General features: G+C 56.0%; 22 protein-coding genes. 8 read left to right on the top strand and 14 right to left on the bottom strand.

The window, feature by feature from the left end:
- Positions 1–14: 14 nt before the first annotated feature.
- From AK59_RS0120165 to thpR, 13 genes are all read right to left on the bottom strand, one after another.
- A complete protein-coding gene (locus AK59_RS0120165; RefSeq protein WP_029883639.1) occupies positions 15–593 on the bottom strand; it encodes a fimbrial protein in 579 nt (192 codons plus the stop codon).
- Positions 594–606: 13 nt separating this feature from the next.
- On the bottom strand, positions 607–3,186 hold the full coding sequence (locus AK59_RS0120160; RefSeq protein ID WP_029883638.1) for an outer membrane usher protein: 2,580 nt from the start codon (positions 3,184–3,186) through the stop codon (positions 607–609).
- Positions 3,187–3,251: 65 nt separating this feature from the next.
- The gene (locus AK59_RS0120155) at positions 3,252–3,989 is read right to left on the bottom strand and encodes a fimbrial chaperone (protein WP_029883637.1); all 738 of its coding nucleotides are present in this window, start codon (positions 3,987–3,989) and stop codon (positions 3,252–3,254) included.
- A gap of 62 nt (positions 3,990–4,051) precedes the next feature.
- The gene (locus AK59_RS0120150; RefSeq protein WP_029883636.1) at positions 4,052–4,639 is read right to left on the bottom strand and encodes a fimbrial protein; all 588 of its coding nucleotides are present in this window, start codon (positions 4,637–4,639) and stop codon (positions 4,052–4,054) included.
- 395 nt (positions 4,640–5,034) lie between these two features.
- Positions 5,035–5,415, bottom strand: a complete 381-nt coding sequence (gene panD, locus AK59_RS0120145) for an aspartate 1-decarboxylase (protein ID WP_003856284.1) — start codon at positions 5,413–5,415, stop codon at positions 5,035–5,037.
- A gap of 56 nt (positions 5,416–5,471) precedes the next feature.
- Complete coding sequence (gene panC / locus AK59_RS0120140) at positions 5,472–6,323, bottom strand: pantoate--beta-alanine ligase (protein WP_029883635.1); 852 nt, start codon at positions 6,321–6,323, stop codon at positions 5,472–5,474.
- Between the two features lie 11 nt (positions 6,324–6,334).
- Entirely contained in the window at positions 6,335–7,126 is a 792-nt protein-coding gene (panB, locus tag AK59_RS0120135; protein ID WP_013095628.1) for a 3-methyl-2-oxobutanoate hydroxymethyltransferase, read from the bottom strand.
- 122 nt (positions 7,127–7,248) lie between these two features.
- On the bottom strand, positions 7,249–7,728 hold the full coding sequence (gene folK / locus AK59_RS0120130; RefSeq protein ID WP_013095629.1) for a 2-amino-4-hydroxy-6-hydroxymethyldihydropteridine diphosphokinase: 480 nt from the start codon (positions 7,726–7,728) through the stop codon (positions 7,249–7,251).
- Positions 7,725–9,122, bottom strand: coding sequence for a polynucleotide adenylyltransferase PcnB (gene pcnB / locus AK59_RS0120125; protein ID WP_072193776.1), 1,398 nt, complete (start codon positions 9,120–9,122; stop codon positions 7,725–7,727). The genes folK and pcnB overlap by 4 nt, the downstream gene beginning before the upstream one ends.
- Positions 9,123–9,164: 42 nt before the next feature.
- Positions 9,165–10,055: a tRNA glutamyl-Q(34) synthetase GluQRS gene (gluQRS, locus tag AK59_RS0120120; protein ID WP_029883633.1), complete on the bottom strand. Its 891-nt coding sequence runs from the start codon at positions 10,053–10,055 to the stop codon at positions 9,165–9,167.
- 59 nt (positions 10,056–10,114) lie between these two features.
- Entirely contained in the window at positions 10,115–10,570 is a 456-nt protein-coding gene (gene dksA, locus AK59_RS0120115) for an RNA polymerase-binding protein DksA (protein ID WP_013095632.1), read from the bottom strand.
- A gap of 176 nt (positions 10,571–10,746) precedes the next feature.
- Positions 10,747–11,451 carry a DNA/RNA nuclease SfsA gene (gene sfsA, locus AK59_RS0120110; RefSeq protein ID WP_013095633.1) on the bottom strand — a complete coding sequence of 235 codons (705 nt, stop codon included), beginning with the start codon at positions 11,449–11,451 and terminating at the stop codon, positions 10,747–10,749.
- Entirely contained in the window at positions 11,441–11,995 is a 555-nt protein-coding gene (gene thpR, locus AK59_RS0120105; RefSeq protein ID WP_029883632.1) for an RNA 2',3'-cyclic phosphodiesterase, read from the bottom strand. The genes sfsA and thpR overlap by 11 nt, the downstream gene beginning before the upstream one ends.
- A 73-nt stretch (positions 11,996–12,068) precedes the next feature.
- Here thpR and hrpB point away from each other — a divergent pair, with 73 nt between their 5' ends.
- The 6 genes from hrpB to fhuB all read left to right on the top strand — a co-directional run bounded on the left by hrpB (position 12,069) and on the right by fhuB (position 23,329).
- On the top strand, positions 12,069–14,498 hold the full coding sequence (hrpB, locus tag AK59_RS0120100) for an ATP-dependent helicase HrpB (protein ID WP_029883631.1): 2,430 nt from the start codon (positions 12,069–12,071) through the stop codon (positions 14,496–14,498).
- Positions 14,499–14,641: 143 nt separating this feature from the next.
- The gene (mrcB, locus tag AK59_RS0120095; RefSeq protein ID WP_029883630.1) at positions 14,642–17,170 is read left to right on the top strand and encodes a bifunctional glycosyl transferase/transpeptidase; all 2,529 of its coding nucleotides are present in this window, start codon (positions 14,642–14,644) and stop codon (positions 17,168–17,170) included.
- 231 nt (positions 17,171–17,401) lie between these two features.
- The gene (fhuA, locus tag AK59_RS0120090; RefSeq protein ID WP_029883629.1) at positions 17,402–19,612 is read left to right on the top strand and encodes a ferrichrome porin FhuA; all 2,211 of its coding nucleotides are present in this window, start codon (positions 17,402–17,404) and stop codon (positions 19,610–19,612) included.
- A 50-nt stretch (positions 19,613–19,662) separates the two neighbouring features.
- Positions 19,663–20,460: a Fe3+-hydroxamate ABC transporter ATP-binding protein FhuC gene (fhuC, locus tag AK59_RS0120085; protein ID WP_023620747.1), complete on the top strand. Its 798-nt coding sequence runs from the start codon at positions 19,663–19,665 to the stop codon at positions 20,458–20,460.
- On the top strand, positions 20,460–21,350 hold the full coding sequence (gene fhuD / locus AK59_RS0120080) for a Fe(3+)-hydroxamate ABC transporter substrate-binding protein FhuD (protein ID WP_013095639.1): 891 nt from the start codon (positions 20,460–20,462) through the stop codon (positions 21,348–21,350). The genes fhuC and fhuD overlap by 1 nt, the downstream gene beginning before the upstream one ends.
- Positions 21,347–23,329 carry a Fe(3+)-hydroxamate ABC transporter permease FhuB gene (gene fhuB, locus AK59_RS0120075; protein ID WP_013095640.1) on the top strand — a complete coding sequence of 661 codons (1,983 nt, stop codon included), beginning with the start codon at positions 21,347–21,349 and terminating at the stop codon, positions 23,327–23,329. Before fhuD ends, fhuB begins: the two co-directional genes overlap by 4 nt.
- Positions 23,330–23,423: 94 nt before the next feature.
- On the opposite strand, the gene hemL is transcribed toward fhuB, so the two are convergent.
- Entirely contained in the window at positions 23,424–24,704 is a 1,281-nt protein-coding gene (gene hemL, locus AK59_RS0120070) for a glutamate-1-semialdehyde 2,1-aminomutase (protein ID WP_029883628.1), read from the bottom strand.
- A 177-nt stretch (positions 24,705–24,881) separates the two neighbouring features.
- On the opposite strand from hemL, the gene clcA reads away from it, so the two are divergent.
- Both clcA and erpA read left to right on the top strand, forming a co-directional pair.
- The gene (clcA, locus tag AK59_RS0120065) at positions 24,882–26,282 is read left to right on the top strand and encodes a H(+)/Cl(-) exchange transporter ClcA (RefSeq protein WP_023620753.1); all 1,401 of its coding nucleotides are present in this window, start codon (positions 24,882–24,884) and stop codon (positions 26,280–26,282) included.
- Between the two features lie 85 nt (positions 26,283–26,367).
- Entirely contained in the window at positions 26,368–26,712 is a 345-nt protein-coding gene (gene erpA / locus AK59_RS0120060; protein ID WP_013095643.1) for an iron-sulfur cluster insertion protein ErpA, read from the top strand.
- Positions 26,713–26,776: the final 64 nt, after the last annotated feature.

Genomic DNA, 26,776 nt, shown 5'->3' with positions numbered 1-26,776 from the left:
CGCATTGCTGCCAGTTATTCATAGGTGAAATTAAACGTAGCGATACCGCTAAAATTGCCGGTCGTGCCCTGCCCGTTTGCGGTTTCCACCAGCGTCGCCAGAAGTGGTACTTCGCCAGCACTTATCTCTCCGCTCGACCAGACGAGGCGCTGTGCATCGGTGGATGAATTAATGACAAAGGGGGTATTCGGGGTGGCGGTACGGGAAATCGCCACGCCAATATTTTCCGCACTGCCGTCGCCGGAAAGTGAGTTCTTAATTGCCGTCGTCAGCGGGCTGGCGCTACCGCTGATGGTGGTTTTCAGCGATGCCAGACTCGGCGGGCATGAGACCATTTTGAGTTTAAAGTTGGTCGTGGCTTTGGCATTTTTCAGGATGATGTAATCCAGGCGCACCTTGCCGTTAGTCCCAATGGGGATAACGTTGCTGGTGCCATCACCGCTGCCGCCTTCGATTTTCATATCGCAGGTGGTGTCACGGATATTTGCGGTAAAGGTAATATCGAGATTATCGGCGCGTGTTTCCAGCGACAGCGCCATTAGCCCCGTGCTTAAAATAACTAACCCTGTTTTTTTCCAGGCTCTAAAAAGCATGTTTTAACTCCCTTTATAAGGCTGTGACGCGGCAGGTCTGGCCCGTCAGCAGCGTTGTCGGTCCAATCTTTTTCGCATCCGGTGGGATGTGGTAGGAGACGGTACAGGATGTGCCGGGCTCATTTCCCCAGACGATATTTAACGTTCCTTTATCTTCAATTCCGCGGATCCAGGCTTGCCCGGCCTGACCCACGCTACCCACGGATACGCCCTGGTCGGTTTGCACATCGGCGCCTAACGGGATAAACCCGCCATCGTCACGCATCAGTTCCATTAACACTGAGCGCCCCTGATCGGTTTCAAAGTTAACCAGCACAACGGCACCGCTACGGGGGATGGTGGTGGAGCGGGTATTTTTCACTTCCACGTCAGAGTGCATTTCACTGATATCAAGACCAACGCTGTTTTCACGGTAGGCGGACAGATAGGGCATAAGGGCATAGCCTGAGGCGCCGATTTCACCGTTACCGATAGAGACGCGTGCACCTTCCGCCCCCTCAGCTTTAATTAAGGCAAGCGTATCGCTTTCGCTGATGCTGCCAGGGGCGAGTGTTACGCCACCCGAGTGCAGAACCATTCCGCCGCTATAGCTGGCAGAATATTGTCGTGTATCGTCATCTGAGGCGGAGACGGAAAGGCTTAGCGGTCCATGCGGGCCGTTGTAACTGCCGTACCCGCTTAACTGATTTAACGTATCGTCGTAACGCGTGGTGCTTTCGGTAATGCTGTAACTGAAGCGGTTATCTTCGGTGTTGCCGTTAGCGCTGGCGTTAAAGCTACTGCCGCCTTTTAAATCGCTGCCGATGCCCGTCGTGAGTGAGGAGAAGCCACCCGCTCGCTTGCTGTTACCCATCAGCGTGTCGAATGGAATCGTGAGGTTCAGATAGACGCTGTCATCTTTTTCCCCAAACTCATTGTAGGTGCGCTGCACGGTGAGGCTATAACTTCCCCAGCTTAGCGAATGACTGTGGCCAACCGAGTATTGCGCGGACGAACTGCTTTCATTCCAGTAGTCCTGCCAGGTTGAGTTGACATACAGCGATCCCAAATCAAGATCGGCAATATTCAACGGTTGGCTGATATTCACCTGGATCTGGTTTTTCATGCGCTGGAAGGTCTGATACACGTCGCTGTTGTTACGTTCCGGGTTACGCTCCCTGTCACGGTATTTGATCTCATTGGTCAACGAGGCCGCATCGTTCAGGCTGAGATAGTCAGACGTTGAAAACCGGTAGGCGGCGACGTTGAAAGAGGTATTCGTGGCTTCCATAAGTTTGCTGTAGGAGATGCGATAACTTTCGCCCGTGAGATGTCGTAAGCCGTCGATCCGGGCATCCGAATGCGTGACATCAAGAGCGAATGCGCCGACTCCGGTATTCATGGCAATACCCAACAATGCGGCGTAGAAATCGCTATCGGTATATTCCAGGCCCGCATACCCCGTGAAGGTATTGGTTAAGCCATAGTAGCCCGTCGCATATCCCACCTTTGGTTTGTCACGCAGGCTGTCGTCACGCAGTTCACCCACGCCGACATCCCATCGGGAGTAGCCAGGACGAAGCATTTGTGCGACGGAAGAATAGGCGACTGAGAAGGAGCGTTTGCTCCCATCCGTCTCTTCTACCGTGACGATGAGATCGCTACCGTAACCTGTTGTACTGAGGTCGGTGATCTCAAACGGTCCTGGGGGGACGGAGGTTTCGTAAATCGTATTGCCGCTTTGGGCGATCGTGACTTTGGCGTTGCTGTTTGCAACCCCTCGGATCACCGGCGCATAGGTCGATATACCATTTGGAAGCATACGGTCATCGTTATATAAACGCGCCCCGCGCAGGCTAATGGAATCGAAGGCGTCGCCACGGGTATAGGAATCGCCGGCGATAAACTGCGCTTTCAACGGCGTGATATCACGCTGAAGATAGATATCCTGGCTGGCGTAATGGGTACCGGAATCCTGATCCCAGTTCAGGTTGCCTCGCGCCCGGAGTCGCCATGGCCCCAGGTTTGCCCCATAGCGCAGACCTGCATAGGCCGTATCAGTGCTGGAATCCGGCATGTCTGCGTGCCAGCCGTTAAGATCCCATGAGAGCATGGCCACCGGGATCCCGTCTTCCCACAGTGAAGGATCGACAAATCCCGCAGGACGCTGAATGACGAAAGCCTGAGGAATGGAAAGGTCTAACTCCTGTGTGGAGGGATCGTAAGCCACACGCGAGCCGGGATAGGCGTCTGGCATAGAGACACAGGTGTCAGCAGAATCCTCCTCAGGGTGTTTCAGTTGCTCGGTGGTGACATTTGCCTGCGTGAGTAGTTTCGGGGTGATGCAGGGAGTGGCGCGCGGTGTGCCATTCTCCTTAAACAGAAGATCCGTGGTCACCGAAGGTTTCCCGTTAACGATCATCTTCACCTTATAGGTTCCGGCAATAACAGGGTTGCCTTTTGAAAAACGACTGATATCAATGGATGCGCCAGTGTTATAAAGAAACTGCTCGTTAAACTGCACGTCTTCTTCGTTATTATTTTCAGCAGCAAATGCACATAACGGCAATACCGCACTTATCGATAAACATAGTAGCGAACGTCTAAAGTGCATGATGAACTCTGTCCCAGGGCAACGCTAATTATAGTTTTTGTGAATGTTCTGAAGCTGACAGGGAATCAATGCGGTATAGACTCATACTTATCAATTCCACCGAAATCATTAATGGCTTGCCAGGTTATTTTGCTTTTTCCGGATGAGGTGTAATTTTTCACATTCATCGTCTGGCTTGAGAACGGTTCAATATAATGCGTTTCGATCTCGTAACTTTTACCGCCTGAAATAAGCGCCGCACTTGCCAGCGACACATAATAAGGCGAATCATTTTTCGCACTTAAAACGATTTTTTGCCCTTGTCGGGTTTGGGACCACTTAAGATTTTTGGCCGCGTCTGTCGGTTCCCCTTTTAACCCAGTGGGACGGAAAAAGAGTTTAATACGGGTGCGGAAAGCAAGCTGAAGCATACTTTGGTTATCGCTCTCCTTAGCCTTCGGCGGAACTTCCAGAACGTTAAACCAGAACAGCGATTCTTTATCTTTTGGCAATGCCTGACCCAGCCAGGTGATTCTGACGGTTTGTCCTTTTTGCGGTTCAACACGCGAAACAGGCGGCGTCACAATAAAAGGCAGTTTCAGCTCCTGAGGGTTAGTGGTATCTCTTCCATCATCGAGCCAGGTCTGTACCAGCAGAGGCCGGGTGCCACGGTTATCCATAGACACCGTTACGTCTTTTGCCGATTCAGGATAAATGACACGGGTGCCGGAAATCACAATATCTGCACTGGCGTTAAGAGCAAACACGCTCATCGAGGCCAGCAGCAGGGCTTTTAATCCGCTCTTAATATTCAGTACGTACATGTAAACTCTCAATAAATACGCAAAAATGTGCCCAACAGGGCACATTAACGGGAGGGATAAAATTATTCGTAGCTCATGGTGAAGTATGCGTTGGCGCTGACTTTACCTGACTGCACTGGGTTCGTGTCTTTCACCCAGTTGGAACCCGGAACGTATGCAACGCGATAGAACAGCTTGCCGGAACCGGCGGTAAGATTGGCTTTCTGCGTATTATTAGCAGGCTGGCCGACCATAATACGAGAAGATTCGGTAGGGGCATTATTATACAAGGCAAGTGCAACGTTGGTTGCTGCGCCTGCTACGCTGGCGTCAGGTTCAATGGTACCGTTTGCAATGGCACCCATATTTTTTGACATAAAGCTTGCAGAGGCATTATTTAATGACTCAGGGCAGTTGGTGAGCAGCAGTTCAAAATTCTTAGAGCCGACACCGGTATCGATGGTGGTTGATTCAACATCAGATTTTTTAACAACCGGTAAGGTAATAGTAATATTATTTTGTGATTCACCATTGGCGGTGGAAATATTACACGTTGTGTCTGTTACCGCACCGTCAAAGGTGATTAAACCGATATCGGTGCCTGCTATTGCTGAAAATGAACCCATTGCAAACAAAGTTACAGCTGAAGCTAATAACGTCTTTTTTAACATGATTAAAATTCCATTTAAAAACATTGTACAGATTTAATTTAAGCAAAATGATGATAGGGATCTATGAATGGGTTGGGTATTTAAAATTGCTAAAAGCCATTATTAGAAAAATTGAATGTTTGATAAGTTATTGAAAATGATCTTTAAATTTGTTTTGAATGAACGGAGAGAGACGATTTTTATTGCAGCCAAGTTATATTGGATTGTTTAGATTATAAATGGCAAAGATCATTCCTTTAATTATATCATTCAGAATAATGTTTTTTTTAAACCAAGAGAAACGCTAAGAGAGGAGAAAATAGGGGAAATAAATGAGGGAGAGGCTATGTATACAAAAAAAGGATGTTTTCTTTACCTTTGAGGAGCGGAACCTGAAGGCTCCGCTCCTGGCGGCATCAGGCAACCTGGACCGGAATCGCCTTTGCGGTGCGTTTCATCTCGTTGTCGCCTTCAAAATAGGCGACTTTAGGCTGCCAGCGGCGCGCCTCTTCGTCGGACATCATGACGAAGCTCGCGATGATCACAATATCCCCTACGTCTGCACAGTGCGCGGCGGCACCGTTAACGGAGATGATCTTAGACCCGCGCTCTGCGGCAATCGCGTAGGTGGAGAAGCGTTTGCCATTGTTCACGTTCCAGATATCAATCGCTTCGTTTTCAAGAATACCCGCCGCGTCGAGAAAATCCTGATCAATCGCGCAGGAGCCTTCATAGTGCAGGTCGGCCTGCGTGACTTTCACACGGTGAAGCTTACCTTGCAGCATTTTGCGAATCATTACGTGTACCTTTAATCATGCGTTAACCCCTCCTGTAAGAGGGGAGGGTAAGAAGGTTATGCCAGTTCAACCACTTTGTTGTCGATAAGGCGCGCCTGGCCGAGCCATGCAGCCACCAGAATAACCGCGCGCTTGCTGGCGTCGGTTAACTCAAGCAGCGTGTCAGCATCACGGATTTGAATATCGTCAGCGCGGAAGCCTTTATCGTTCAGCGCTTGTTCAGCCAGGGCCACGATCTCTTCAGCGGTCAGCTCTTTCGCCAACAGTTGCTCTGCCATGCTATTCATGACTTTGCTTAATCCTGGGGCAATCTTACGCTGGTCAGCGGTCAGATAACCGTTACGGGAGCTGAGCGCCAGACCGTCTTTGGCGCGTACAATCGGCACGCCCACGATCTCGATATCATAACCCATGTCGGCAACCATCTTACGGATCAGCGCCAGCTGCTGGAAATCTTTCTCACCAAAGCAGGCTACGTCCGGCTGCACCAGGTTGAACAGCTTGCTGACGATGGTGGACACGCCGCGGAAGTGGCCTGGACGGCTGGCCCCTTCGAGCATGGTCGAAATGCCCGGGACATCAACGTACGTGGACTCTTCCGTACCCTGAGGGTAGACATCTGCAGGTGCCGGCGCAAAGACGAAGTCCGCATGGCGCTTTTTCAGCTTCTCGCAATCTTCCTGCAGCGTACGAGGATAGCGCGCCAGGTCGTCCGCACGGTCAAACTGCATCGGATTAACGAAGATACTGACCACCACGATATCTGCACGGGCTTTCGCTTCGTCGACCAGTTTCATATGGCCGTCATGCAGGTTACCCATGGTCGGGACCAGTGCGATACGTTTACCTTCCTGTCGTGCACGGCGAATATGCTGGCGAAGCAGCGGCAGGGTTTCAATGATTAGCACAACGAGACTCCTTAATGGAAACTGTGTTCTTCACCCGGGTAAACACCGGATTCGACGTCGGCAATATACTGCCTGACCGCGGCGCGCATGTCGCCCGCTTCAGTAAGGAAATTTTTGGCGAATTTCGGGATATGGCCGCCGGTGATGCCAAAGGCGTCGTGCATCACCAGAATCTGACCGTCGGTCACGTTGCCAGCCCCAATCCCGATGACCGGAATAGACAGCGCGTCGGTGATGCGTTTTGCCAGCTCAACCGGTACACATTCCAGCACCAGCAGCTGTGCGCCCGCCGCTTCCAGCGCGAGGGCATCGTCAAACAGCGCCTGCGCGGCATCACCGCGGCCCTGCACCTTGTAACCGCCAAAGATATTGACGGACTGTGGCGTAAGGCCCAAATGTCCGCACACCGGCACGGCGCGTTCGGTGAGCATTCTTACCGTCTCCACCAGCCAGGCGCCGCCTTCGATTTTGACCATATTGGCACCGGCGCGCATCACGGCCGCCGCATTGTCGAAAGCCTGCTCCGGCGTGGCGTAGGCCATAAACGGCAGATCGGAAAGCAGAAGGCAGGCAGGTGCACCACGGCGCACGGCTCGGGTGTGGTAAGCAATATCCTCGACCGTGACCGGCAGGGTGGAGTCATGTCCTTGTACCGTCATCCCTAACGAGTCCCCGACCAGCATGACGTTGATCCCCTCTTCGGCAAACAGTTTGGCGAAGCTGTAGTCATATGCGGTGATGGTGGCGAAGCGTCTCTTTTCCTGTTTGCATTTCTGCAGTAAGGAGATGGTGGTTGGTTTCATACTGTTTCCTGATAACCCAAAGCGAATCTTTGCGCATTCTAACAGTAACATTCGAGGGAACAATGATTTTAGGTCGTCTATTAGCCACAATTATTTTGTGGCTAATGCGCGGGGGCACAGGCTTACCAGCGAGCGGGTTTTTCTGCGTGGAGGTTGTCCAGGATCTCCCTGAGCGGGATGCCGTCCGGGAAGGTGAGATCGGGGGCGACTTCAAACAGCGGCCAGAGCATAAATCCGCGATTTTTCATGTCGTAATGCGGCACCGTCAGGCGTGATGTGTTAATCACCTCGTTGCCAAACAGCATGATGTCGAGGTCAAGGGTACGTGGCCCCCAGCGCTCTGCTTTACGCACGCGACCCTGTTGCAGCTCAATGCGCTGGGTGTTATCCAGCAACGTTTCGGCATCCAGTGCGGTGTCCAGCACCACGGCGGCATTCAGGTAATCAGGCTGATCCTGCGGGCCGAGCGGCGGTGTACGGTAAAACGAGGAGACTGCCACAATGCGGCTCTGGGGGATCTCACCCAGCGCCTGAACGGCAGCATTAACCTGCTCCAGAGGAGAGGCCAGATTGCTGCCGATAGCGATATACGCGAGGGTCATGCCGTGCCTTCGCGACGCGGTGCGCGCTTGCGCGGACGACGGTGACGACGACGCGGCGCCGGCTCTTCATCAAGGCCAGTGAGCATGTCTTTCTGCTCCGGCGGTGCGGAGACCTGGAACTCGGCCCACCACTGCGCCAGACGCTGCAGCTCCTGGTTGCGTTCAATTTCAGCACGCAGAGAGAGCAGATCAAAGGCCGCGCGGAACTTAGGATGCTCCATCAGCTTCCAGGCGCGTTTGCCCTGACGACGGGACATACGCAGCTGAAGCTGCCAGATATCGCGCACCAGCGTGGTAATACGTTTCGGAATGGCCAGCGTACGGCAGCCTTCGTCCAGCACGTCGTTTGCCGCCAGGGCAAAAGCGTCATAATAGGCGAGGCCGCTTTCCTGGGTAATACGCTGAGCCGTTTCCAGCAGCGGATACCAGAACATCGCCGCAAACAGGAACGCCGGGTTCACGCGCATATCGTTGCGGATACGGGTGTCGGTATTCTTCAGCACCTGCGCAATCATGCGTTCCATTGGGCTGTCACCATTTTCGGTGAAGTAGCGGGTAATGGACGGGAATAACGGCTGGAAAAGGTTGTATTCGCGCAGCAGGTTATAGGTGGCAAAGCCGTGACCGGCTTGCAGCAGTTTGAGCGCTTCTTCGAACAGGCGGGCTGGCGGTACGTCATTGATAAGCGTCGCCAGACGCGGGATCGGCTCTGCCGTCTCCGGGCTGATGCGCATATCCAGCTTGGCGGCGAAACGCACGGCGCGCAGCATACGCACCGGGTCTTCGCGATACCGGGTTTCCGGCGTGCCGATCAGGCGAATCAGGCCCTCTTTCAGATCCTGCATGCCGCCGACGTAATCACGCACGGTGAAATCCGCCACGCTGTAGTAAAGGCTGTTGATGGTGAAATCGCGACGCTGGGCATCTTCTTCGATCGAACCGAAGATGTTGTCGCGCAGCAGCATACCGTTCTGGCCACGCTGGGAAGTTGTGCGATCGGATGCGCCCGCTTCGTGGTGACCACGGAACGTCGCCACCTCAATAATTTCCGGCCCAAACATGACGTGTGCCAGACGGAAACGGCGGCCAACGAGACGGCAATTGCGGAATAATTTACGCACCTGTTCGGGCGTGGCGCTGGTCGTCACGTCGAAATCTTTGGGTTTTTTGCCCAGCAGTAAATCACGTACTCCACCGCCAACGAGATAGGCCTCGTAGCCCGCTTTATTCAGACGATAGAGCACCTTGAGGGCATTTTCACTGATATCTTTGCGGGAAATATTGTGCTGCTCACGCGGGATAACCGACATCTGTGGTTGCGCAATAGCGTCATTCGCCATGCTCTCTTCGCGGCTTAGCACTTTACGGCAAAAATTAGCGACTCGGGTAAAAATGGTACACCTCGTAGTGTGTTTTGTTATGAAAAAAGCGGCTAATCATAGCTCAGCGCAACGCATTTGAGAATGCTGGATTTTTGGCACGCTCGTGAGCGACCAGGTGGCAACGGCCTGTTTCAGCAATTCGTCAATGGAAAGATCCTGCCATTCGTTGGTTACATTCTGGTTGAGAAATCGTAACGCGTCGATCAAAACGGGGCGTGGATCGCCCTCTGGCAGGGCGGGGGCGTGGTTTTGCTTCGACAGCTTATCGCCCCGCTCGTTGACGGCCAGCGGCAGATGAATGTAATCCGGCGCCGTCCAGCCAAACTGGTGATACAACGCTATTTGACGCACCGTAGGTTCAACCAGATCGGCTCCGCGCACAATTTCGGTAACGCCCTGAAAGTGGTCATCTACCACCACCGCCAGGTTATAGGCAAACAGCCCGTCACGGCGGTGGATAATAAAATCCTCTCGCGCCAGCCGTTCATCCGCATGAATGTCGCCAGAGAGCAGGTCGTTAAAGTGGAGCACAGGGGCACGCTGGATCAGACGAACGGCGGCGTTTTCCGGGCCGTGGTTGAGCGTGCGGCAGTGGCCGTCATAGACGCCCCCCACGCTCTGTATGCGCGCGCGGGTACAGGTGCAGTTATATGAGAGCCCCTGCTCAGCGAGCCAGGCCAGACGTTCCCGGTAGGCGTCGTGACGTGTTGATTGCCAGACAACTTCGCCGTCCCAGTGAAGACCGTAATGTTCCAGCTGACGCAGAATGGTGTCTGCTGCACCGGGAACTTCACGTGGAGGATCAATATCTTCAATGCGGACGAGCCATTTACCCAGCCGTGCGCGAGCCTGCAGGTAGCTGCCGAGAGCGGCAATTAACGAGCCGAAATGTAATTCACCGGAGGGGGATGGCGCGAAGCGCCCGATATAGTGAGATTCAGACATATCAACAGTAATAAGGCGGGAGAGACTCCCGCCTTTGGAGTGGGTAAACAGGACCGGGATTAACCCGCCATCTGTTTTTCGCGGATTTCTGCCAGCGTTTTACAGTCGATGCACAGATCGGCGGTCGGACGCGCTTCCAGGCGACGAATGCCAATTTCAACACCACAGGATTCGCAGTAGCCAAAATCTTCGTCCTCGACCTTCTTCAGCGTTTTTTCGATCTTTTTGATCAGTTTGCGCTCGCGGTCACGGTTACGCAGTTCAAGGCTGAACTCTTCTTCCTGAGCGGCACGGTCTACCGGATCCGGGAAGTTAGCCGCTTCATCCTGCATATGACTAACGGTGCGATCGACTTCATCCCTGAGTTGATTACGCCATGCTTCAAGAATACGCTTGAAGTGCGACAGCTGGGCTTCATTCATATACTCTTCGCCCGGTTTCTCTTGATACGGCTCCACCCCAGCGATGGCGAGAATACTCAGGGACGATGTTTTACGGTTTTGCCCTTCTTGCATGTTGCTTCTCCTTAACACGCACTATCGATCCCCGTGTTGGGGGAAAAATCAGGTCGCTATAAATAGCAGATGCTTTTCCGTATGGCAATTATCTAAACGTAACACTTGACAAGCCTGTGAGGAAAAGCGTATTTGCGCACGCGGCCAGAACACTTATTCATCAATCGTCTATTCCCTTATAAGACAATGGGAAGAGAGGATCTCAGAGTCATATTATCGGCAGAAAGTTCCGCTTTATAAGCCAAAACCTCTACCCCCTGCTTTTGTGCCTCATTCAACAATTGCGCGTATTTGAGATCAATATGGCGGGCTGGAGAAAACCGTTCAATGGCTGAGTGCAAAACCGCAAACAGCAGTACGGCGCGTTTGCCCGCCGCCGCAACACTCATCAGCTCCCGCAGATGCTTTTGTCCCCGTAGCGTGACTGCATCCGGGAAATAGCCATTTTCCTGATCCGCTAACGTGACTGATTTGACTTCAATATAGCACTCGGGACGGTCTTCCGCCTGTAACATAAAGTCAATTCTGCTGCCTTCATCGCCATATTTCACTTCAGATTTATGGGTGCCATAACCCACCAGTTCGGGAAGGGTTCCGTTAGTCAGAGCCTCCTTAACTAATTGATTCGCGCGCAGGGTGTTAACGCAAATAAAAGCCCCTTGTTGGGTTTGCGTCATTTCCCAGGTGTGAGGATATTTGCGTTTAGTATTTTCTGAAGTGGAATACCAGACCGTGTCACCCGGTGTCGCACATCCCGTCATTGCCCCGGTGTTGGGGCAGTGCAGCGTTAACGGCTCCCCTTCAGGGGTGACGACATCAGCGAGAAAACGCTTGTAGCGTTGAATAAGCGTGGCGTGTTGCAGTGCAGGACTAAACTTCATCAGAATTCCTTAGGGTATCGCCCAGCGTCCAGCGCTGGAGCGGCGTATAGCGGGTGCGTCCTTGTGAAAAAACAGATTCGTACAGCGCGAAAGAGGTCACCGGAAAGGCCCAGTGAAAGCCCGGTGGCGGGATAGCAACGGCCTGACCGGCATCGCGCAGTAGCGTAATGTGAGGATGAAACGGCTGCGGACTCTGGTAACAGCCGCTACGTGCCGCCTGGGCGCGCAGCATATTCGCAAGCTGTAATAATCCGCGCGGCGGCTGGCGCGTGCCCAGCCAGACGACGCGGGATCGGAGCCACTGCCCCGCATCGTCAAGGGTCAGCGTAAATCCCGGCTGGGAAATCCGACTGGCCATCGCCGCCAGGGCGCGCTGTTTCTCGCCGCTGACGTCGCCCAGAAAAGCCAGCGTCAGGTGGAGGTTTGCCGCAGCAACCGGGCGGCCCGCTTCGGGCGGGAAGTGTTCGGCGCGCCAGCGAACAATTTGCCGTTGGATCGGCGCGGGCAGCTCAATGGCGAAAAACAGTCGTTTCGACTCAGACATACAGGGGACTCGGTAATGATATGCGCCGATGCTACAATGTACGCCGACTAATGTTAACCCTCTGGAGCTGTTAGTGTCCTCATTGCCGGTCGCCGTCGTCCTTCCTGAACTGCTCGCTGCCTTGCAGGATGCCCCGCAGGTTTTACTTAACGCCCCTACGGGTGCCGGTAAATCCACCTGGCTACCGCTGCACATCCTCAACGCAGGCATTATCAGCGGGAAGATTATCCTGCTGGAGCCGCGCAGGCTGGCCGCGCGCAACGTGGCGCAGCGCCTGGCGGAACTGCTAAATGAAAAACCGGGCGAGACGGTAGGCTACCGTATGCGCGCCGAAACCTGCGTCGGCCCGTCCACGCGGCTTGAAGTGGTGACCGAAGGTATCCTCACCCGTATGCTGCAAAACGATCCGGAACTGTCCGGCATCGGGCTGGTGATTCTGGATGAGTTCCACGAGCGCAGCCTGCAGGCGGATCTGGCGCTGGCGCTGTTGCTGGACGTCCAGCAGGGGTTACGGGACGATCTCCGACTGCTCATCATGTCGGCCACGCTGGATAACGAGCGGCTACAGCAGACGTTACCGGATGCGCCGGTCATCACCTCCGAAGGGCGCGCGTTTCCGGTTGAGCGCCGCTATCAGCCGCTTCCTGCCCAACAGCGTTTCGATGAAGCGGTGGCGATCGCCACCGCTGACTTGCTTCGTCAGGAATCCGGTTCGCTGCTGCTGTTTTTACCGGGCGTTGGCGAAATCCAGCGGGTGCAGGAGCAGCTTGCCGCCCGGGTGGGCAGCGACGTAATACTCTGCCCGCTCTACGGCGCACTGTCGTTGAGTGACCAGCGCAAGGCCATCCTTCCCGCGCCAACGGGGCAGCGTAAAGTGGTACTGGCCACCAATATTGCCGAAACCAGTCTGACCATTGAAGGCATTCGCCTGGTGGTGGACAGCGCCCAGGAGAGAGTAGCCAGTTTTGACCCGCGCACCGGGCTGACAAAGCTGCTAACGCAACGCATCAGCCAGGCGTCGATGGTTCAGCGAGCTGGCCGTGCCGGGCGTCTTGAGCCGGGCATCTGTGTGCATCTCATCAGCGCAGAACAGGCCGAACGCGCGGCTGTGCAGAGCACGCCGGAAATTTTACAAAGCGATCTTTCGGGGCTGATCATGGAACTGTTGCAGTGGGGTTGCCCCGATCCCGCGCAGTTAACCTGGCTCAATGCACCTCCCGCGGTAAACCTGGCGGCGGCGCGCGCGTTGCTGACCCAGCTAGGGGCGCTGGACGGCGAAAGGCTATCATCACGTGGGCAGAAAATGGCCGCGCTGGGTAACGATCCCCGGCTGGCCGCGATGCTGGTGGCCGCTCAGGGGGATGATGAAATTGCTACGGCGGCGAAACTGGCGGCTATCCTTGAGGAGCCGCCTCGTGGTGCAAATTGCGATCTGGTGCAGGCCTTTTCACGTAATCAGGGGAACTGGCAGCAGCGCGCGCAGCAGCTCTGTAAACGGCTTAACAGCCGTGGTGGTACGCCGGACGCTGACAGCATTGCGCCTCTCCTGGCGCAGGCATTTGCCGACAGGATCGCGCGTCGTCGCGGGCTGGATGGACGCTACCAGCTGGCAAACGGCATGGGGGCTATGCTGGACAGCGATGACGCCCTGACGCGCCATGAATGGCTGATTGCGCCGCTTTTGCTGCAGGGTAGTCACTCGCCCGATGCCCGAATTTTGCAGGCCGTGGCTGTGGATATCGATGCCCTCACGCGCGCCTGTCCGCAGCTGCTTCAGCAGTCCGACATCGTCGAGTGGGATGATGCGCAGGGTACCCTGAAGGCATTTCGTCGTAGCCAGATAGGTAAACTGACCCTGGCGACGAAGCCGCTGGCAAAGCCATCGGAAGAGGAGTTGCACCAGGCGATGCTGAACGGTATCCGGGAAAAAGGACTAGGTGTTCTGAACTGGACCCCGGAGGCCGAACAGTACCGTATTCGTCTGCACTGTGCCGCGCGCTGGTTGCCGGAGTATGTCTGGCCGGCGGTGGATGATGACTCGTTACTTGCGTCGCTGGAAACCTGGCTCCTGCCGCAAATGAGCGGTGTACACTCGCTGCGGGCGTTAAAAGCGCTTGATGTTAAGGTCGCGTTACAGAATTTACTCGACTGGTCGTTACGTCAACGTCTGGATAGTGAACTGCCAGGGCATTACACTGTGCCGACCGGCAGCCGGATTGCCATTCGTTATCACGAGGATAATCCACCGGCGCTGGCGGTACGGATGCAGGAGATGTTTGGCGAGGCGACCACGCCATCCATTGCCGAAGGGCGCGTGGCCGTGGTGCTTGAGTTGTTGTCACCTGCGCATCGCCCGCTGCAGATTACCCGCGATCTGGGCGCATTCTGGGCGGGGAGCTACCGTGAAGTGCAAAAAGAGATGAAAGGGCGCTATCCCAAACATGTCTGGCCGGACGATCCGGCGAATACGGCACCGACACGGCGGACGAAGAAATATTCGTAAAGGGGAGTGCGGCCTGATGCCCTCACCCCGACCCTCTCCCACAGGGAGAGGGAGAAAAGCAATTTTGAGAGATTTCTTCTTTCACAGGTCAGTGGAAGAAATGAGAATCGGGCCTTTGCGCCTGAACGTTGCGGAGAAAAAGCATGGCGGGGAATGACCGCGAGCCAATTGGGCGTAAGGGAAAACCAACGCGTCCGGCCAAAGAAAAGGTGAGCCGTCGTCGCCTCAGAGATGAGGATTATGACGATGACTATGAAGACGATTATGAGGATGAAGAACCGATGCCGCGTAAAGGAAAAGGCAAAGGGCGTAAGCCTCGGGGTAAACGCGGCTGGTTCTGGCTGCTGCTGAAGCTGTTCATTGTTTTTGTTGTACTGATGGCGATCTACGGCGTTTATCTGGATCAGAAGATCCGCAGCCGTATCGACGGAAAAGTCTGGCAATTGCCGGCGGCAGTGTATGGCCGCATGGTAAACCTTGAGCCTGACATGTCGATCAGTAAGAACGAGATGGTGAAACTGCTGGAGGCCACCCAGTATCGTCAGGTGTCGAAAATGACGCGTCCTGGCGAATTTACCGTGCAGGCGAAAAGCATTGAGATGATCCGTCGTCCGTTCGATTTCCCGGACAGCAAAGAGGGGCAGGTGCGTGCGCGTCTGACCTTTGACGGCGATCGTCTGGAAACCATCGAGAACATGGATAACAACCGCCAGTTCGGTTTCTTCCGTCTCGATCCGCGTCTTATCACCATGCTCTCTTCGGCGAACGGTGAACAGCGTCTGTTCGTCGCCCGTAACGGTTTCCCGGACCTGCTGGTGGACACGCTGCTGGCAACCGAAGACCGTCACTTCTATGAGCACGATGGTATCAGCCTCTACTCCATTGGTCGTGCTGTGCTGGCCAACCTGACGGCGGGCCGTACGGTACAGGGGGCAAGTACGCTTACCCAGCAGCTGGTGAAGAACCTGTTCCTCTCCAGCGAGCGCTCTTACTGGCGTAAAGCCAACGAAGCGTACATGGCCGTGCTGATGGATGCGCGTTACAGCAAGGATCGTATCCTTGAGCTGTATATGAACGAGGTCTATCTCGGTCAGAGCGGTGATAACGAAATCCGCGGTTTCCCGCTGGCGAGCCTGTACTACTTTGGCCGTCCGGTGGAAGAGCTGAGCCTGGACCAGCAGGCCCTGCTGGTGGGCATGGTGAAAGGGGCGTCCATCTATAACCCGTGGCGTAACCCGAAACTGGCGCTGGAGCGTCGTAACCTGGTGCTGCGTCTGCTGCAACAACAGCAGGTGATTGACCAGGAGTTGTACGACATGCTGAGCGCCCGTCCGCTTGGCGTGCAGCCGCGCGGCGGTGTGATTTCGCCTCAGCCTGCGTTTATGCAGCTGGTGCGTCAGGAGCTGCAGAGCAAGCTCGGTGATAAAGTGAAAGATCTCTCCGGCGTGAAGATCTTTACCACCTTTGACTCCGTGGCGCAGGATGCGGCAGAAAAAGCGGCCGTTGAGGGCATTCCGGCGCTGAAGAAACAGCGTAAGCTGAGCGACCTGGAAACCGCGATGGTGGTGGTTGACCGTAACACGGGTGAAGTCCGTGCGATGGTGGGCGGGGCTGAGCCGCAGTTTGCAGGTTACAACCGTGCTATGCAGGCGCGTCGTTCGATCGGTTCACTGGCGAAGCCAGCAACCTATCTCACTGCCCTGAGCCAGCCAAATCTGTATCGCCTGAATACCTGGATTGCCGACGCGCCGATCTCCCTGCGTCAGCCTAACGGCCAGGTCTGGTCACCGCAGAACGATGATAAACAGTTCAGCGGCCAGGTAATGCTGGTGGATGCGTTGACCCGCTCCATGAACGTGCCGACGGTAAACCTGGGGATGGCACTGGGTCTGCCGGCGATTGTCGACACCTGGCAGAAACTGGGCGTCGCCAAAGATCAGCTGCACCCTGTACCAGCCATGATCCTGGGGGCGTTAAACCTGACGCCAATCGAAGTGGCACAGGCGTTCCAGACCATTGCCAGCGGTGGTAACCGTGCACCGCTGTCAGCCCTGCGCTCGGTGATTGCCGAAGATGGCTCCGTGCTGTATCAGAGCTTCCCGCAGGCGGAACGCGCCGTTCCGGCGCAGGCAGCCTACATGACGCTGTGGACGATGCAGCAGGTTGTGCAGCGTGGTACCGGCCGTCAGCTGGGGGCGAAGTATCCGGGCCTGCATCTGGCGGGCAAAACCGGGACGACCAACAACAACGTCGATACCTGGTTTGCCGGTATCGATGGTCGTGAAGTGGTGATCACCTGGGTGGGCCGCGACAACAACCAGCCAACCAAACTGTATGGTGCGAGCGGGGCGATGTCGATTTACCAGCGTTATCTGGCGAATCAGTCTCCGGTGCCGCTAAACCTGGTTGCGCCGGAGGATATCGTGGATATGGGCGTGGACAGTTCCGGAAACTTTGTCTGTGGCGGCGGTATGCGTAGCTTGCCTGTCTGGACAACGAACCCGGATTCCCTGTGCCAGCAGAGCCAGCCAGAGCAGCCGACGGGCAACCCGTTCGACCAGTCTTCTCAGCCTCAGCAGCCGCAGCAACAACAACAGCCGCAGCAGCAGAACGAGAAGAAAGACAGCGACGGTGTCGCGGGCTGGATTAGAGATATGTTCGGCGGTAACTAACCGTTCAAGGTCCCCCCGAAAGGGGGGATTTTTTTACCCGTTTTCCCCATTTTATTAACCCTCGTTTTAATTCTGATTAACCCTTCGTTTTCTCCTGGTTATTTCTTAAACCCTTAATTCTCGTAGGGCCGCTTCCTGCTTGCTATGCAGCCAACGTTTCGCCTATTATGCTGCGGTCATAATAATAATTCTCGTTTACGTTATCATTCACTTTTCTATCAGAGATACACCATGGCGCTTTCCAATACTGCTCAGCCAATTAACACGTCGCTGCGTAAAATCGCAGTTGTCGTAGCCACAGCGGTTGCAGGCATGTCTGCTTATACCCATGCTGCCGAAACCCCGAAAAAAGAAGAAACCATCACTGTCACTGCCGCTCCGGCTGCACAGGAAAGTGCCTGGGGGCCTGCACCAACGATTGCGGCGACACGTACCGCAACGGCAACCAAGACCGATACACCTATAGAAAAGACGCCGCAGTCGATTTCCGTCGTCACGCGTGAAGAAATTGACATGAAGCAGCCGGGAACGGTGAAGCAAGCGCTGGCTTATACGCCGAGCGTTTTTGCCACCCGCGGCGCCTCAACGACATATGATGTGGTGTCGATTCGTGGTTTCACCACTTCCAGCACCGTGAATACCAACCAGTATCTCGATGGGATGAAGCTGCAGGGCGATAACTATTCTGAAGCGTCCATGGATCCGTACTTCCTTGAGCGCGTGGAGCTGCTGCGTGGCCCAACATCTGTACTGTACGGCAAAAGCCATCCGGGCGGTGTTGTGAGCATGGTCAGCAAGCGACCGACCACTGAGCCGCTGAAAGAAATTCAGTTCAAGATGGGCACCGATAACCTGTGGCAGACCGGGTTTGATTTTAGCGATGCAATTGATGATGACGGCGTGTGGTCATACCGCCTGACCGGTCTGGGCCGTAGTGAAAATGCGCAGCAGGAGATGGCCAAATCCACCCGCTATGCCATTGCACCGGCTTTCAGCTGGCGTCCTGACGATAAAACCGATTTCACTTTCCTGAGCAACTTCCAGAGCGATCCGGATGCGGGCTATTACGGCTGGCTGCCGCGGGAAGGTACCGTTGTGCCTTACTATGATGCCAACGGTAAAGCGCACAAGCTGCCGACCAATTTCAACGAAGGGGAAGAGGATAATAAGATCGCCCGTCGCCAGAAAATGGTGGGATACAGCTTCTCGCATGCGTTTGATGACACTTTTACCCTGCGTCAAAACCTGCGCTACACCAAAATCAACACGCTGTATCGTTCCGTCTACGGCAACGGCTATATTGCCCCGGCGCAAATCAGCCGCGCGTATGTACGTTCAGACGAAGATCTCAACTCGTTCACCGTGGATACTCAGCTCCAGTCAAAATTCGCGACCGGCGCTGTGGATCATACCCTCTTAACCGGGGTCGATTACCTTCGTATGCGTAATGACATCAACGCAGACTACGGTACTGCCGATCCGATCAGCATGACAAAGCCTGCGTACGGCAATCCGAACGTCGATGTTTACTACCTGTACAAAGTGCTTAATCGTCAGGAACAAACTGGTCTGTACGCTCAGGATCAGGCTGAGTGGGATAAGTGGGTACTGACAATGGGTGGTCGCTATGATTTTGCGAAAACCTCTGCGCTGACCCGTACTACCGGTACTACCGCGGAAATTAACGATCAGGCATTCACCTGGCGCGGCGGGATTAACTACCTGTTCGACAACGGTATCACGCCGTACTTCAGCTATAGCGAATCATTCGAACCGATTTCGGGTACCACTCAGGGCGGAAAACCGTTCGATCCGGCACGCGGCAAGCAGTATGAAGCCGGTGTGAAATACGTACCGAAAGATCTGCCCGTTGTGGTCACGGCAGCGGTGTATCAGCTGACCAAAAACAATAATCTGACGGCCGATCCGGCCAACCCGACCAGCGGCTTCAGCGTACAAGGGGGCGAAATTCGTTCCCGTGGTGTTGAGCTGGAAGCGAAAGCGGCCGTATCAGCCAATGTGAACGTGACGGCCTCGTACAGCTTCACCGATGCGAAATACACTCACGATACCTGGTTTGAAGGCCGCCGCCCGGCGGAAGTGCCACGTAACATGGCCTCTCTGTGGGCGGATTACACCTTCCACGAGACGGCACTGAGTGGTCTGACGCTGGGGGCGGGTGCGCGCTATATCGGCAACACCGTTTCCTACTACTCCTCAACGTCTCCGAAAGCCTACGAATCGTTTAACGTCGCGGGTTACGCGCTGGCGGACGCGACGGTGAAATACGATCTGGCGCGTTTTGGGCTGCCAGGCTCTTCAGTTGGCGTTAACGTGAACAATATCTTTGACCGCGAGTACGTTTCCAGCTGCTATAGCGAATACGCATGCTACTGGGGAGCAGGACGTCAGGTTGTGGCTACCGCGACCTTCCGCTTCTAATCTCTCTTCGGGCACGGTTCGCCGTGCCCTTTTTATTTAAGTTGGCTGATATGCAGGATAATAAAACGCAATCCGATACCACCTTTACGCTCAATCAACTCTCCTTTCGTGTTCCCGGGCGCACCTTGCTGCATCCGCTCTCGTTGACGTTCCCCGCAGGTAAAGTTACCGGCCTGATTGGTCACAATGGTTCCGGTAAATCGACGTTACTTAAAATGCTGGGCCGTCATCAGCCGCCTTCTGAAGGGGATATTTTGCTGGACGAACAGCCTCTGGAGAGCTGGAGCAGTAAAGCCTTTGCGCGCAAAGTCGCCTATCTGCCGCAGCAATTGCCTCAGGCAGAAGGGATGACGGTGCGTGAGCTGGTGGCAATCGGGCGTTATCCGTGGCATGGCGCACTCGGGCGCTTCGGTGTCGCCGACAGAGAGAAAGTGGAAGAAGCGATTGCGCTGGTAGGATTAAAGCCGCTGGCGCACCGTCTGGTCGACAGCCTTTCCGGGGGCGAACGTCAGCGCGCGTGGATTGCGATGCTGGTCGCGCAGGACAGCCGCTGCCTGCTGCTCGACGAACCCACTTCCGCACTGGATATTGCTCACCAGGTTGATGTTCTCGCGCTGGTGCACCGCCTGAGCCAGCAGCGTGGCCTGACGGTTATCGCGGTGCTGCACGATATCAACATGGCGGCGCGCTACTGTGATTATCTTGTCGCCCTTCGCGGTGGGGAGATGATTGCCGAGGGTTCGCCGTCTGAACTGATGCGGAGCGAAACGCTGGAACACATCTACGGTATTCCTATGGGGATCCTGCCTCATCCTGGCGGGGCTGCTCCGGTGAGCTTTGTTTACTGATGCTGAATTCTACCTTGTTGAGCCGCCGTCGCCTGCTGACGGCCATGGCACTTTCACCGCTGCTGTTAAAGATGAACCTCGCGCGGGCTGCTGCCGTCGATCCGCACCGTATTGTGGCGCTGGAGTGGCTGCCTGTTGAACTGATGATGGCGCTGGGCGTCACGCCGTATGGCGTGGCCGATATTCCCAACTACCGGCTGTGGGTGAACGAGCCGGCGCTACCCGATTCGGTCATTGATATTGGTCTGCGTACGGAGCCTAATCTTGAGCTGCTGACGCAGATGAAGCCGTCATTTCTGTTCTGGTCCGCGGGTTATGGCCCGTCAGAAGAGACAATGGCACGTATTGCCCCTGGGCGGGGGTTCTCCTTCAGTGACGGTAAAAAACCGCTGACGATGGCGAAAAACTCCATCAACGAGATGGCGCATTTCCTCAACCGTGAGGCGGAAGCCAAACAACATTTCGCTGAGTTTGATGCTCTGATTGACGCCCTGAAGCCGCGTTTTGCCCATCGCGGAGACCGCCCGCTGCTGATGGTGACGCTGCTGGATGCGCGCCATATGCTGGTCTTCGGCAAAAACTGTCTGTTCCAGGAAGTGCTCGATAGCTTTGGCATTCCTAATGCCTGGGAAGGGGAGATGACCTTCTGGGGCAGCACCGCCGTCGGTATCGACCGTCTGGCGGCGTTCCGCGATGTGGACGTATTGTGCTTCGATCACGGCAACGAGCGTGAAATGCAGGCGCTGATGGCGACACCGCTGTGGCAGGCGATGCCGTTCGTGCGTGAGCAACGCTTTACGCGTGCACCGGCGGTCTGGTTCTACGGCGCGACGCTGTCGGCCATGCACTTCGCCCGGGTGCTGGATAACGCGCTGGGGGGAAAAGCATGAGTACGCGTATTGCCCGTTTCCCGGCGCTGTTGCTGGCTCTGATTTTCCTGACCGCGCTGGCTTTGACCTGGTTTAACCTCTCGACCGCCTTACCGCGCGGGCAGTGGGGCGCGGCCCTGGCTGCGCCGGATATCGATAATATTCAGCAAATGCTGTTCCACTACAGCCTGCTGCCGCGTCTGGCGATTTCGCTGCTGGTCGGGGCCGGGTTAGGTCTGGTGGGCGTCCTGTTCCAGCAGGTTTTGCGTAACCCGCTGGCCGAGCCTACAACGCTTGGCGTCGCGACCGGTGCCCAGCTTGGGATCACGGTGACCACGCTGTGGGCACTGCCTGGCGCGTTAACCTCGCAGTTTGCCGCGCTTGCAGGCGCGTGCGTGGTAGGCGCGCTGGTCTTCGGCGTGGCGTGGGGGAAACGCCTCTCGCCAGTGACGCTGATCCTCGCAGGGCTGGTGGTGAGCCTCTACTGTGGGGCAATCAACCAGCTGCTGGTGCTGTTTCATCACGATCAGCTGCAAAGCATGTTCCTGTGGAGTACCGGCACGCTGACCCAGACCGACTGGAGTATTGTGCAGCGTCTGTGGCCGCAGCTTGTTGGCGGCGCCATGTTGACGCTGCTGCTGTTACGTCCGCTGACGCTGATGGGGCTGGATGACGGCGTAGCCCGTAATCTGGGGCTGGCGCTCTCCCTGGCGCGTCTGGCGGCGCTGACGCTGGCGATTGTCCTCAGCGCATTGCTGGTTAATGCGGTTGGGATTATCGGCTTTATCGGGCTGTTTGCCCCGCTGCTGGCAAAAATGCTCGGTGCGCGTCGCCTGCTGGCGCGACTGCTGCTGGCCCCGCTAATTGGAGCGCTGATCCTCTGGCTTTCCGATCAAATCATTCTCTGGCTGGCGCGCGTCTGGATGGAAGTCTCTACCGGGTCGGTAACGGCACTGGTTGGCGCGCCGCTGTTGCTGTGGCTGTTGCCACGTCTGCGCAGTATGAGCGCTCCCGCGATGGACGCGGGGGATAAAGTTTATGCCGAGCGTCAGTCGGTGCTGTGGTTCAGCCTCGCCGGGCTGGCGGTGCTGATTATCGTCTCGTTTGTGGCGCTTGCTTTCGGGCGCGATGCGACGGGCTGGCACTGGGCAACGGGCGATTTGCTCCAGGAACTGCTGCAGTGGCGCTGGCCGCGGATCCTCTCGGCGTTGATTGCCGGGGTGATGCTGGCGGTCGCGGGGTGTATTATCCAGCGCCTGACCGGCAACCCGATGGCCAGCCCGGAAGTGCTGGGGATCAGTTCGGGAGCCGCGTTTGGCGTGGTGCTGATGCTGTTCCTTGTGCCGGGAAATGCCTTTGGCTGGCTGATGCCTGCCGGAAGCATCGGGGCGGCGGTGACGCTGATGATCATTCTGATTGCGTCAGGCCGCGGCGGGTTTTCGCCTCACCGGATGCTGCTGGCCGGGATGGCGCTCAGCACCGCCTTTACCATGCTGCTGATGATGCTCCAGGCGAGCGGCGATCCGCGGATGGCGAAGATCCTGACCTGGATCTCCGGCTCAACGTACAACGCCACCGGCAGTCAGGTGGTGCATTCCGGGATCGTGATGATCGTGCTGCTGGCGATTGTGCCCCTGTGCCGCCGCTGGATGACGATCCTGCCGCTGGGGGGCGAAACCGCACGTGCGGTCGGCATGGCGTTAACGCCAACGCGCGTCGCGCTGTTACTGCTGGCGGCGTGCCTGACGGCCACGGCCACCATGACCATTGGTCCACTGAGTTTTGTTGGGTTGATGGCGCCGCATATCGCCAGAATGATGGGATTCCGTCGGACGATGCCGCATATCGTGATGTCTGCCTTGACGGGCGGGGTGATGCTGGTGGTGGCGGACTGGTGCGGAAGAATGGTGCTGTTCCCGTATCAGATCCCGGCGGGTTTGCTGTCGACCTTTATCGGCGCGCCGTATTTTATTTATCTGTTGAGAAAGCAGAGTCGGTAATAAAAGTAAACGTCAATCCTAAGATTGACGTTTTAGGGTTTGCTCACTCTCCCTGTGGGAGAGGGCCGGGGTGAGGGCATCACGCCGCACGTGCTTACAACTTCGCAAACACCTTACGCGCCGCGTCGATGGTGTTATTGATATCCTCTTCGCTGTGCGCCACGGACATAAAGCCAGCTTCAAAAGCAGACGGCGCCAGGTAGACGCCTTCTTGCAGCATCAGGTGGAAGAAACGCTTGAAGCGTTCAACATCGCACTTCACCACGTCCTGATAGCTTGTCACGGTTTGGGCTTCCGTGAAGAAGATCCCGAACATCCCGCCCACGTGGTTTACCACCAGCGGAATACCCGCCTCTTCAGCCGCTTCCAGCAGACCGTTTGCCAGCTGCGTCGTGCGCTCAGTCAGGGTTTCGTGAATGCCCGGCTGGGAGACTTCTGTCAGGCAGGCGAAGCCCGCCGCCATAGCAATCGGGTTACCGGAGAGCGTACCCGCCTGGTAAACCGGCCCCGTTGGTGCCAGGGCTTCCATCACATCCTTGCGCCCCCCGAATGCGCCCACTGGCATACCGCCGCCGATGATTTTGCCGAGACAGGTCAGATCCGGCTCTACGCCGTAATAAGACTGGGCACCCGCGAGCGCGACGCGGAAACCGGTCATCACTTCGTCGATAATCAGCAGCGCGCCAAATTCATCGCACAGGGCGCGCAGGCCCGGCAGGAAATCGGGCTGCGGTGGAATGCAGTTCATGTTGCCCGCAACCGGCTCAACGATGATGCAGGCGATCTCCTGTGGATACTGCTCGAATGCCGCACGAACGGTGTTCAGATCGTTATAGGTGCAGGTGAGGGTGTGTTTCGCGAAATCAGCCGGTACGCCCGGGGAGTTTGGCTGACCAAGGGTCAGTGCGCCGGAACCCGCTTTCACCAGCAGGCAGTCCGCATGGCCGTGGTAGCAGCCTTCAAACTTGATGATTTTGTCGCGACCGGTAAAGCCGCGCGCCAGACGAATAGCGCTCATGGTGGCTTCGGTACCGGAGTTCACCATACGCACCATGTCCATGGTTGGCACCAGCTCGGTCACCAGCTCCGCCATTTTGACTTCCATCTCGGTAGGCGCGCCGAAGCTCAGGCCGCGCTGGGCCGCTTCAATCACCGCATTGCGGATGGCAGGGTGGTTGTGACCCAGCACCATCGGGCCCCAGGAGCCGACGTAATCGATATAGGCCTTGCCGTCGACATCAAACAGGTACGCGCCATCAGCACGTTCAATAAACAGCGGCGTTCCGCCTACGCCGGTAAAGGCGCGAACAGGCGAGTTCACGCCGCCCGGGATAAGCTCGCGGGCTGCACTGTAGAGGTTTTCAGACTTGCTCATGGCGTCGTTCCTGGTTCGTATAAAATGATTAAGCACACTATTCTAAGTGATCCGCGGAAGGTAATGAAATTTTTGCCCCCTTTCATTGCTAAACAATTTTTAAGTATTTTTCACGGGACGACCTGATGCACTCTGGTAAAATCCCTGCGGCGATTTGTATGACGAAAAGACATGGTAATGAAAGCAGACTCTCCCTCTTTTGAAGAACAACAGTTCCGACGCGCGCAACACCGGATCAGCATCCGGCGCTTGCTTAACCGCGATAAGACACCGCTGGCAATTTTACTGGCCGCCGCTGTAGTCGGTACGCTCGCCGGGCTGGCGGGCGTCGCCTTTGAAAAGGCAGTCAATGCGGTGCTGAACTGGCGTATTGGTACGGTGGCCGGTTTCGCCGACAAAGGATGGCTGGTCTGGGTCTGGGCGTTCGGGTTGTCCGCGCTATTTGCCATGGTGGGCTACTTTCTGGTGCGTAAATTTGCGCCGGAAGCGGGCGGTTCCGGGATCCCTGAAATTGAAGGCGCGCTGGAAGAGCTGCGCCCGGTGCGCTGGTGGCGCGTCATCCCGGTGAAGTTTATCGGCGGCATGGGAACGCTTGGTGCGGGTATGGTGCTGGGCCGAGAGGGGCCAACCGTGCAGTTGGGCGGGAACGTCGGGCGCATGGTGGGGGATCTGTTCCGGATGCGCAGCGCGGAAGCGCGCCATACGCTGCTGGCAACAGGTGCCGCAGCGGGGCTTTCGGCGGCGTTTAACGCGCCGCTGGCGGGGATCCTGTTTATCATCGAAGAGATGCGCGCCCAGTTCCGTTACAACCTTATCTCGATCAAAGCGGTCTTTACCGGTGTGATCATGTCGAGCATTGTGTTTCGCATTTTCAATGGCGAAAGCCCGGTGATCGAAGTGGGCAAACTGACCAATGCGCCGGTCAACACGCTGTGGCTGTACCTGATCCTCGGCATGATATTCGGCATAGTCGGCCCGCTGTTTAACACCTTTATTCTGCGTATGCAGGATATGTTCCAGCGCATCCACGGCGGGAATACCACGAAGTGGGTGTTGATGGGCGGTCTGCTGGGCGGCCTGTGCGGCGTGCTGGGGTTCATTGAACCGAACGCGGCGGGGGGCGGGTTCGGACTGATCCCGATTGCAGCTGCGGGCAACTTCAGCGTGGGTCTGCTTCTGTTTATGTTTATTTCTCGCGTCATCACGACGGTGCTCTGTTTTTCCTCCGGTGCGCCTGGCGGTATCTTTGCCCCGATGCTGGCGCTGGGGACGCTGCTTGGTACTGCCTTTGGCATGGCCGCTGAGGTCAGTTTTCCGGCATACCATCTGGATGCGGGTACCTTTGCCGTTGCCGGGATGGGAGCGCTGCTGGCGGCCTCCCTGCGCGCGCCGCTCACCGGCATCGTGCTGGTGCTGGAGATGACGGATAATTACCAGCTCATTTTGCCAATGATCATTACCTGTCTCGGCGCGACACTATTAGCCCAATTCCTGGGTGGAAAACCGCTATACTCCACCATTCTTGCACGCACCCTGGCGAAGCAGGAGGCAGAACGGGCCGCAATGCAGAATACTTGAATGAATTACCAGGGTATTAGATAATGACAAAAAGAATTGGGTGAATTTTACCCAATTGCAGTAGCAGTATTCATGGGAGCATAAGATGAGTGATGACGTAGCGTTGCCGCTGGAGTTTACCGAAGCAGCAGCCAACAAAGTGAAAACCCTGATTGCCGACGAAGACAATCCGGATCTGAAACTGCGTGTCTATATTACCGGTGGCGGCTGCAGCGGCTTCCAGTATGGTTTTACCTTTGACGACCAGGTTAACGACGGCGATATGACTATCGAGAAACAGGGCGTCGCGCTGGTGGTTGACCCGATGAGCCTGCAATATCTGGTGGGCGGTTCGGTAGACTACACAGAAGGTCTGGAAGGTTCACGCTTTGTGGTGACGAACCCAAATGCCACCAGCACCTGCGGGTGTGGGTCTTCGTTCAGTATTTAAGCGGGGGCGGGCTGATGCCCCCACACCGGCCCTCTCCCACCGGGCTGAGGGTTCCCCAGAAAAA

It is taken from the genome of Enterobacter sp. T1-1 (genome assembly GCF_000710795.1).
Taxonomy (GTDB): Bacteria; Pseudomonadota; Gammaproteobacteria; order Enterobacterales; family Enterobacteriaceae; genus Enterobacter; species Enterobacter cloacae.
This window is presented reverse-complemented; position numbering and strand designations above follow the sequence as displayed.

Bases quoted from the DNA above. Each gene is read 5' to 3' on its own strand.
- AK59_RS0120165 (WP_029883639.1), bottom strand. From the start codon at position 593: ATGCTTTTTAGAGCCTGGAAAAAAACAGGGTTAGTTATTTTAAGCACG.
- AK59_RS0120160 (WP_029883638.1), bottom strand. From the start codon at position 3,186: ATGCACTTTAGACGTTCGCTACTATGTTTATCGATAAGTGCGGTATTG.
- AK59_RS0120155 (WP_029883637.1), bottom strand. From the start codon at position 3,989: ATGTACGTACTGAATATTAAGAGCGGATTAAAAGCCCTGCTGCTGGCC.
- AK59_RS0120150 (WP_029883636.1), bottom strand. From the start codon at position 4,639: ATGTTAAAAAAGACGTTATTAGCTTCAGCTGTAACTTTGTTTGCAATG.
- panD (WP_003856284.1), bottom strand. From the start codon at position 5,415: ATGATTCGCAAAATGCTGCAAGGTAAGCTTCACCGTGTGAAAGTCACG.
- panB (WP_013095628.1), bottom strand. From the start codon at position 7,126: ATGAAACCAACCACCATCTCCTTACTGCAGAAATGCAAACAGGAAAAG.
- folK (WP_013095629.1), bottom strand. From the start codon at position 7,728: ATGACCCTCGCGTATATCGCTATCGGCAGCAATCTGGCCTCTCCTCTG.
- gluQRS (WP_029883633.1), bottom strand. From the start codon at position 10,055: ATGTCTGAATCTCACTATATCGGGCGCTTCGCGCCATCCCCCTCCGGT.
- dksA (WP_013095632.1), bottom strand. From the start codon at position 10,570: ATGCAAGAAGGGCAAAACCGTAAAACATCGTCCCTGAGTATTCTCGCC.
- sfsA (WP_013095633.1), bottom strand. From the start codon at position 11,451: ATGAAGTTTAGTCCTGCACTGCAACACGCCACGCTTATTCAACGCTAC.
- thpR (WP_029883632.1), bottom strand. From the start codon at position 11,995: ATGTCTGAGTCGAAACGACTGTTTTTCGCCATTGAGCTGCCCGCGCCG.
- mrcB (WP_029883630.1), top strand. From the start codon at position 14,642: ATGGCGGGGAATGACCGCGAGCCAATTGGGCGTAAGGGAAAACCAACG.
- fhuA (WP_029883629.1), top strand. From the start codon at position 17,402: ATGGCGCTTTCCAATACTGCTCAGCCAATTAACACGTCGCTGCGTAAA.
- fhuC (WP_023620747.1), top strand. From the start codon at position 19,663: ATGCAGGATAATAAAACGCAATCCGATACCACCTTTACGCTCAATCAA.
- fhuD (WP_013095639.1), top strand. From the start codon at position 20,460: ATGCTGAATTCTACCTTGTTGAGCCGCCGTCGCCTGCTGACGGCCATG.
- fhuB (WP_013095640.1), top strand. From the start codon at position 21,347: ATGAGTACGCGTATTGCCCGTTTCCCGGCGCTGTTGCTGGCTCTGATT.
- hemL (WP_029883628.1), bottom strand. From the start codon at position 24,704: ATGAGCAAGTCTGAAAACCTCTACAGTGCAGCCCGCGAGCTTATCCCG.
- clcA (WP_023620753.1), top strand. From the start codon at position 24,882: ATGAAAGCAGACTCTCCCTCTTTTGAAGAACAACAGTTCCGACGCGCG.
- erpA (WP_013095643.1), top strand. From the start codon at position 26,368: ATGAGTGATGACGTAGCGTTGCCGCTGGAGTTTACCGAAGCAGCAGCC.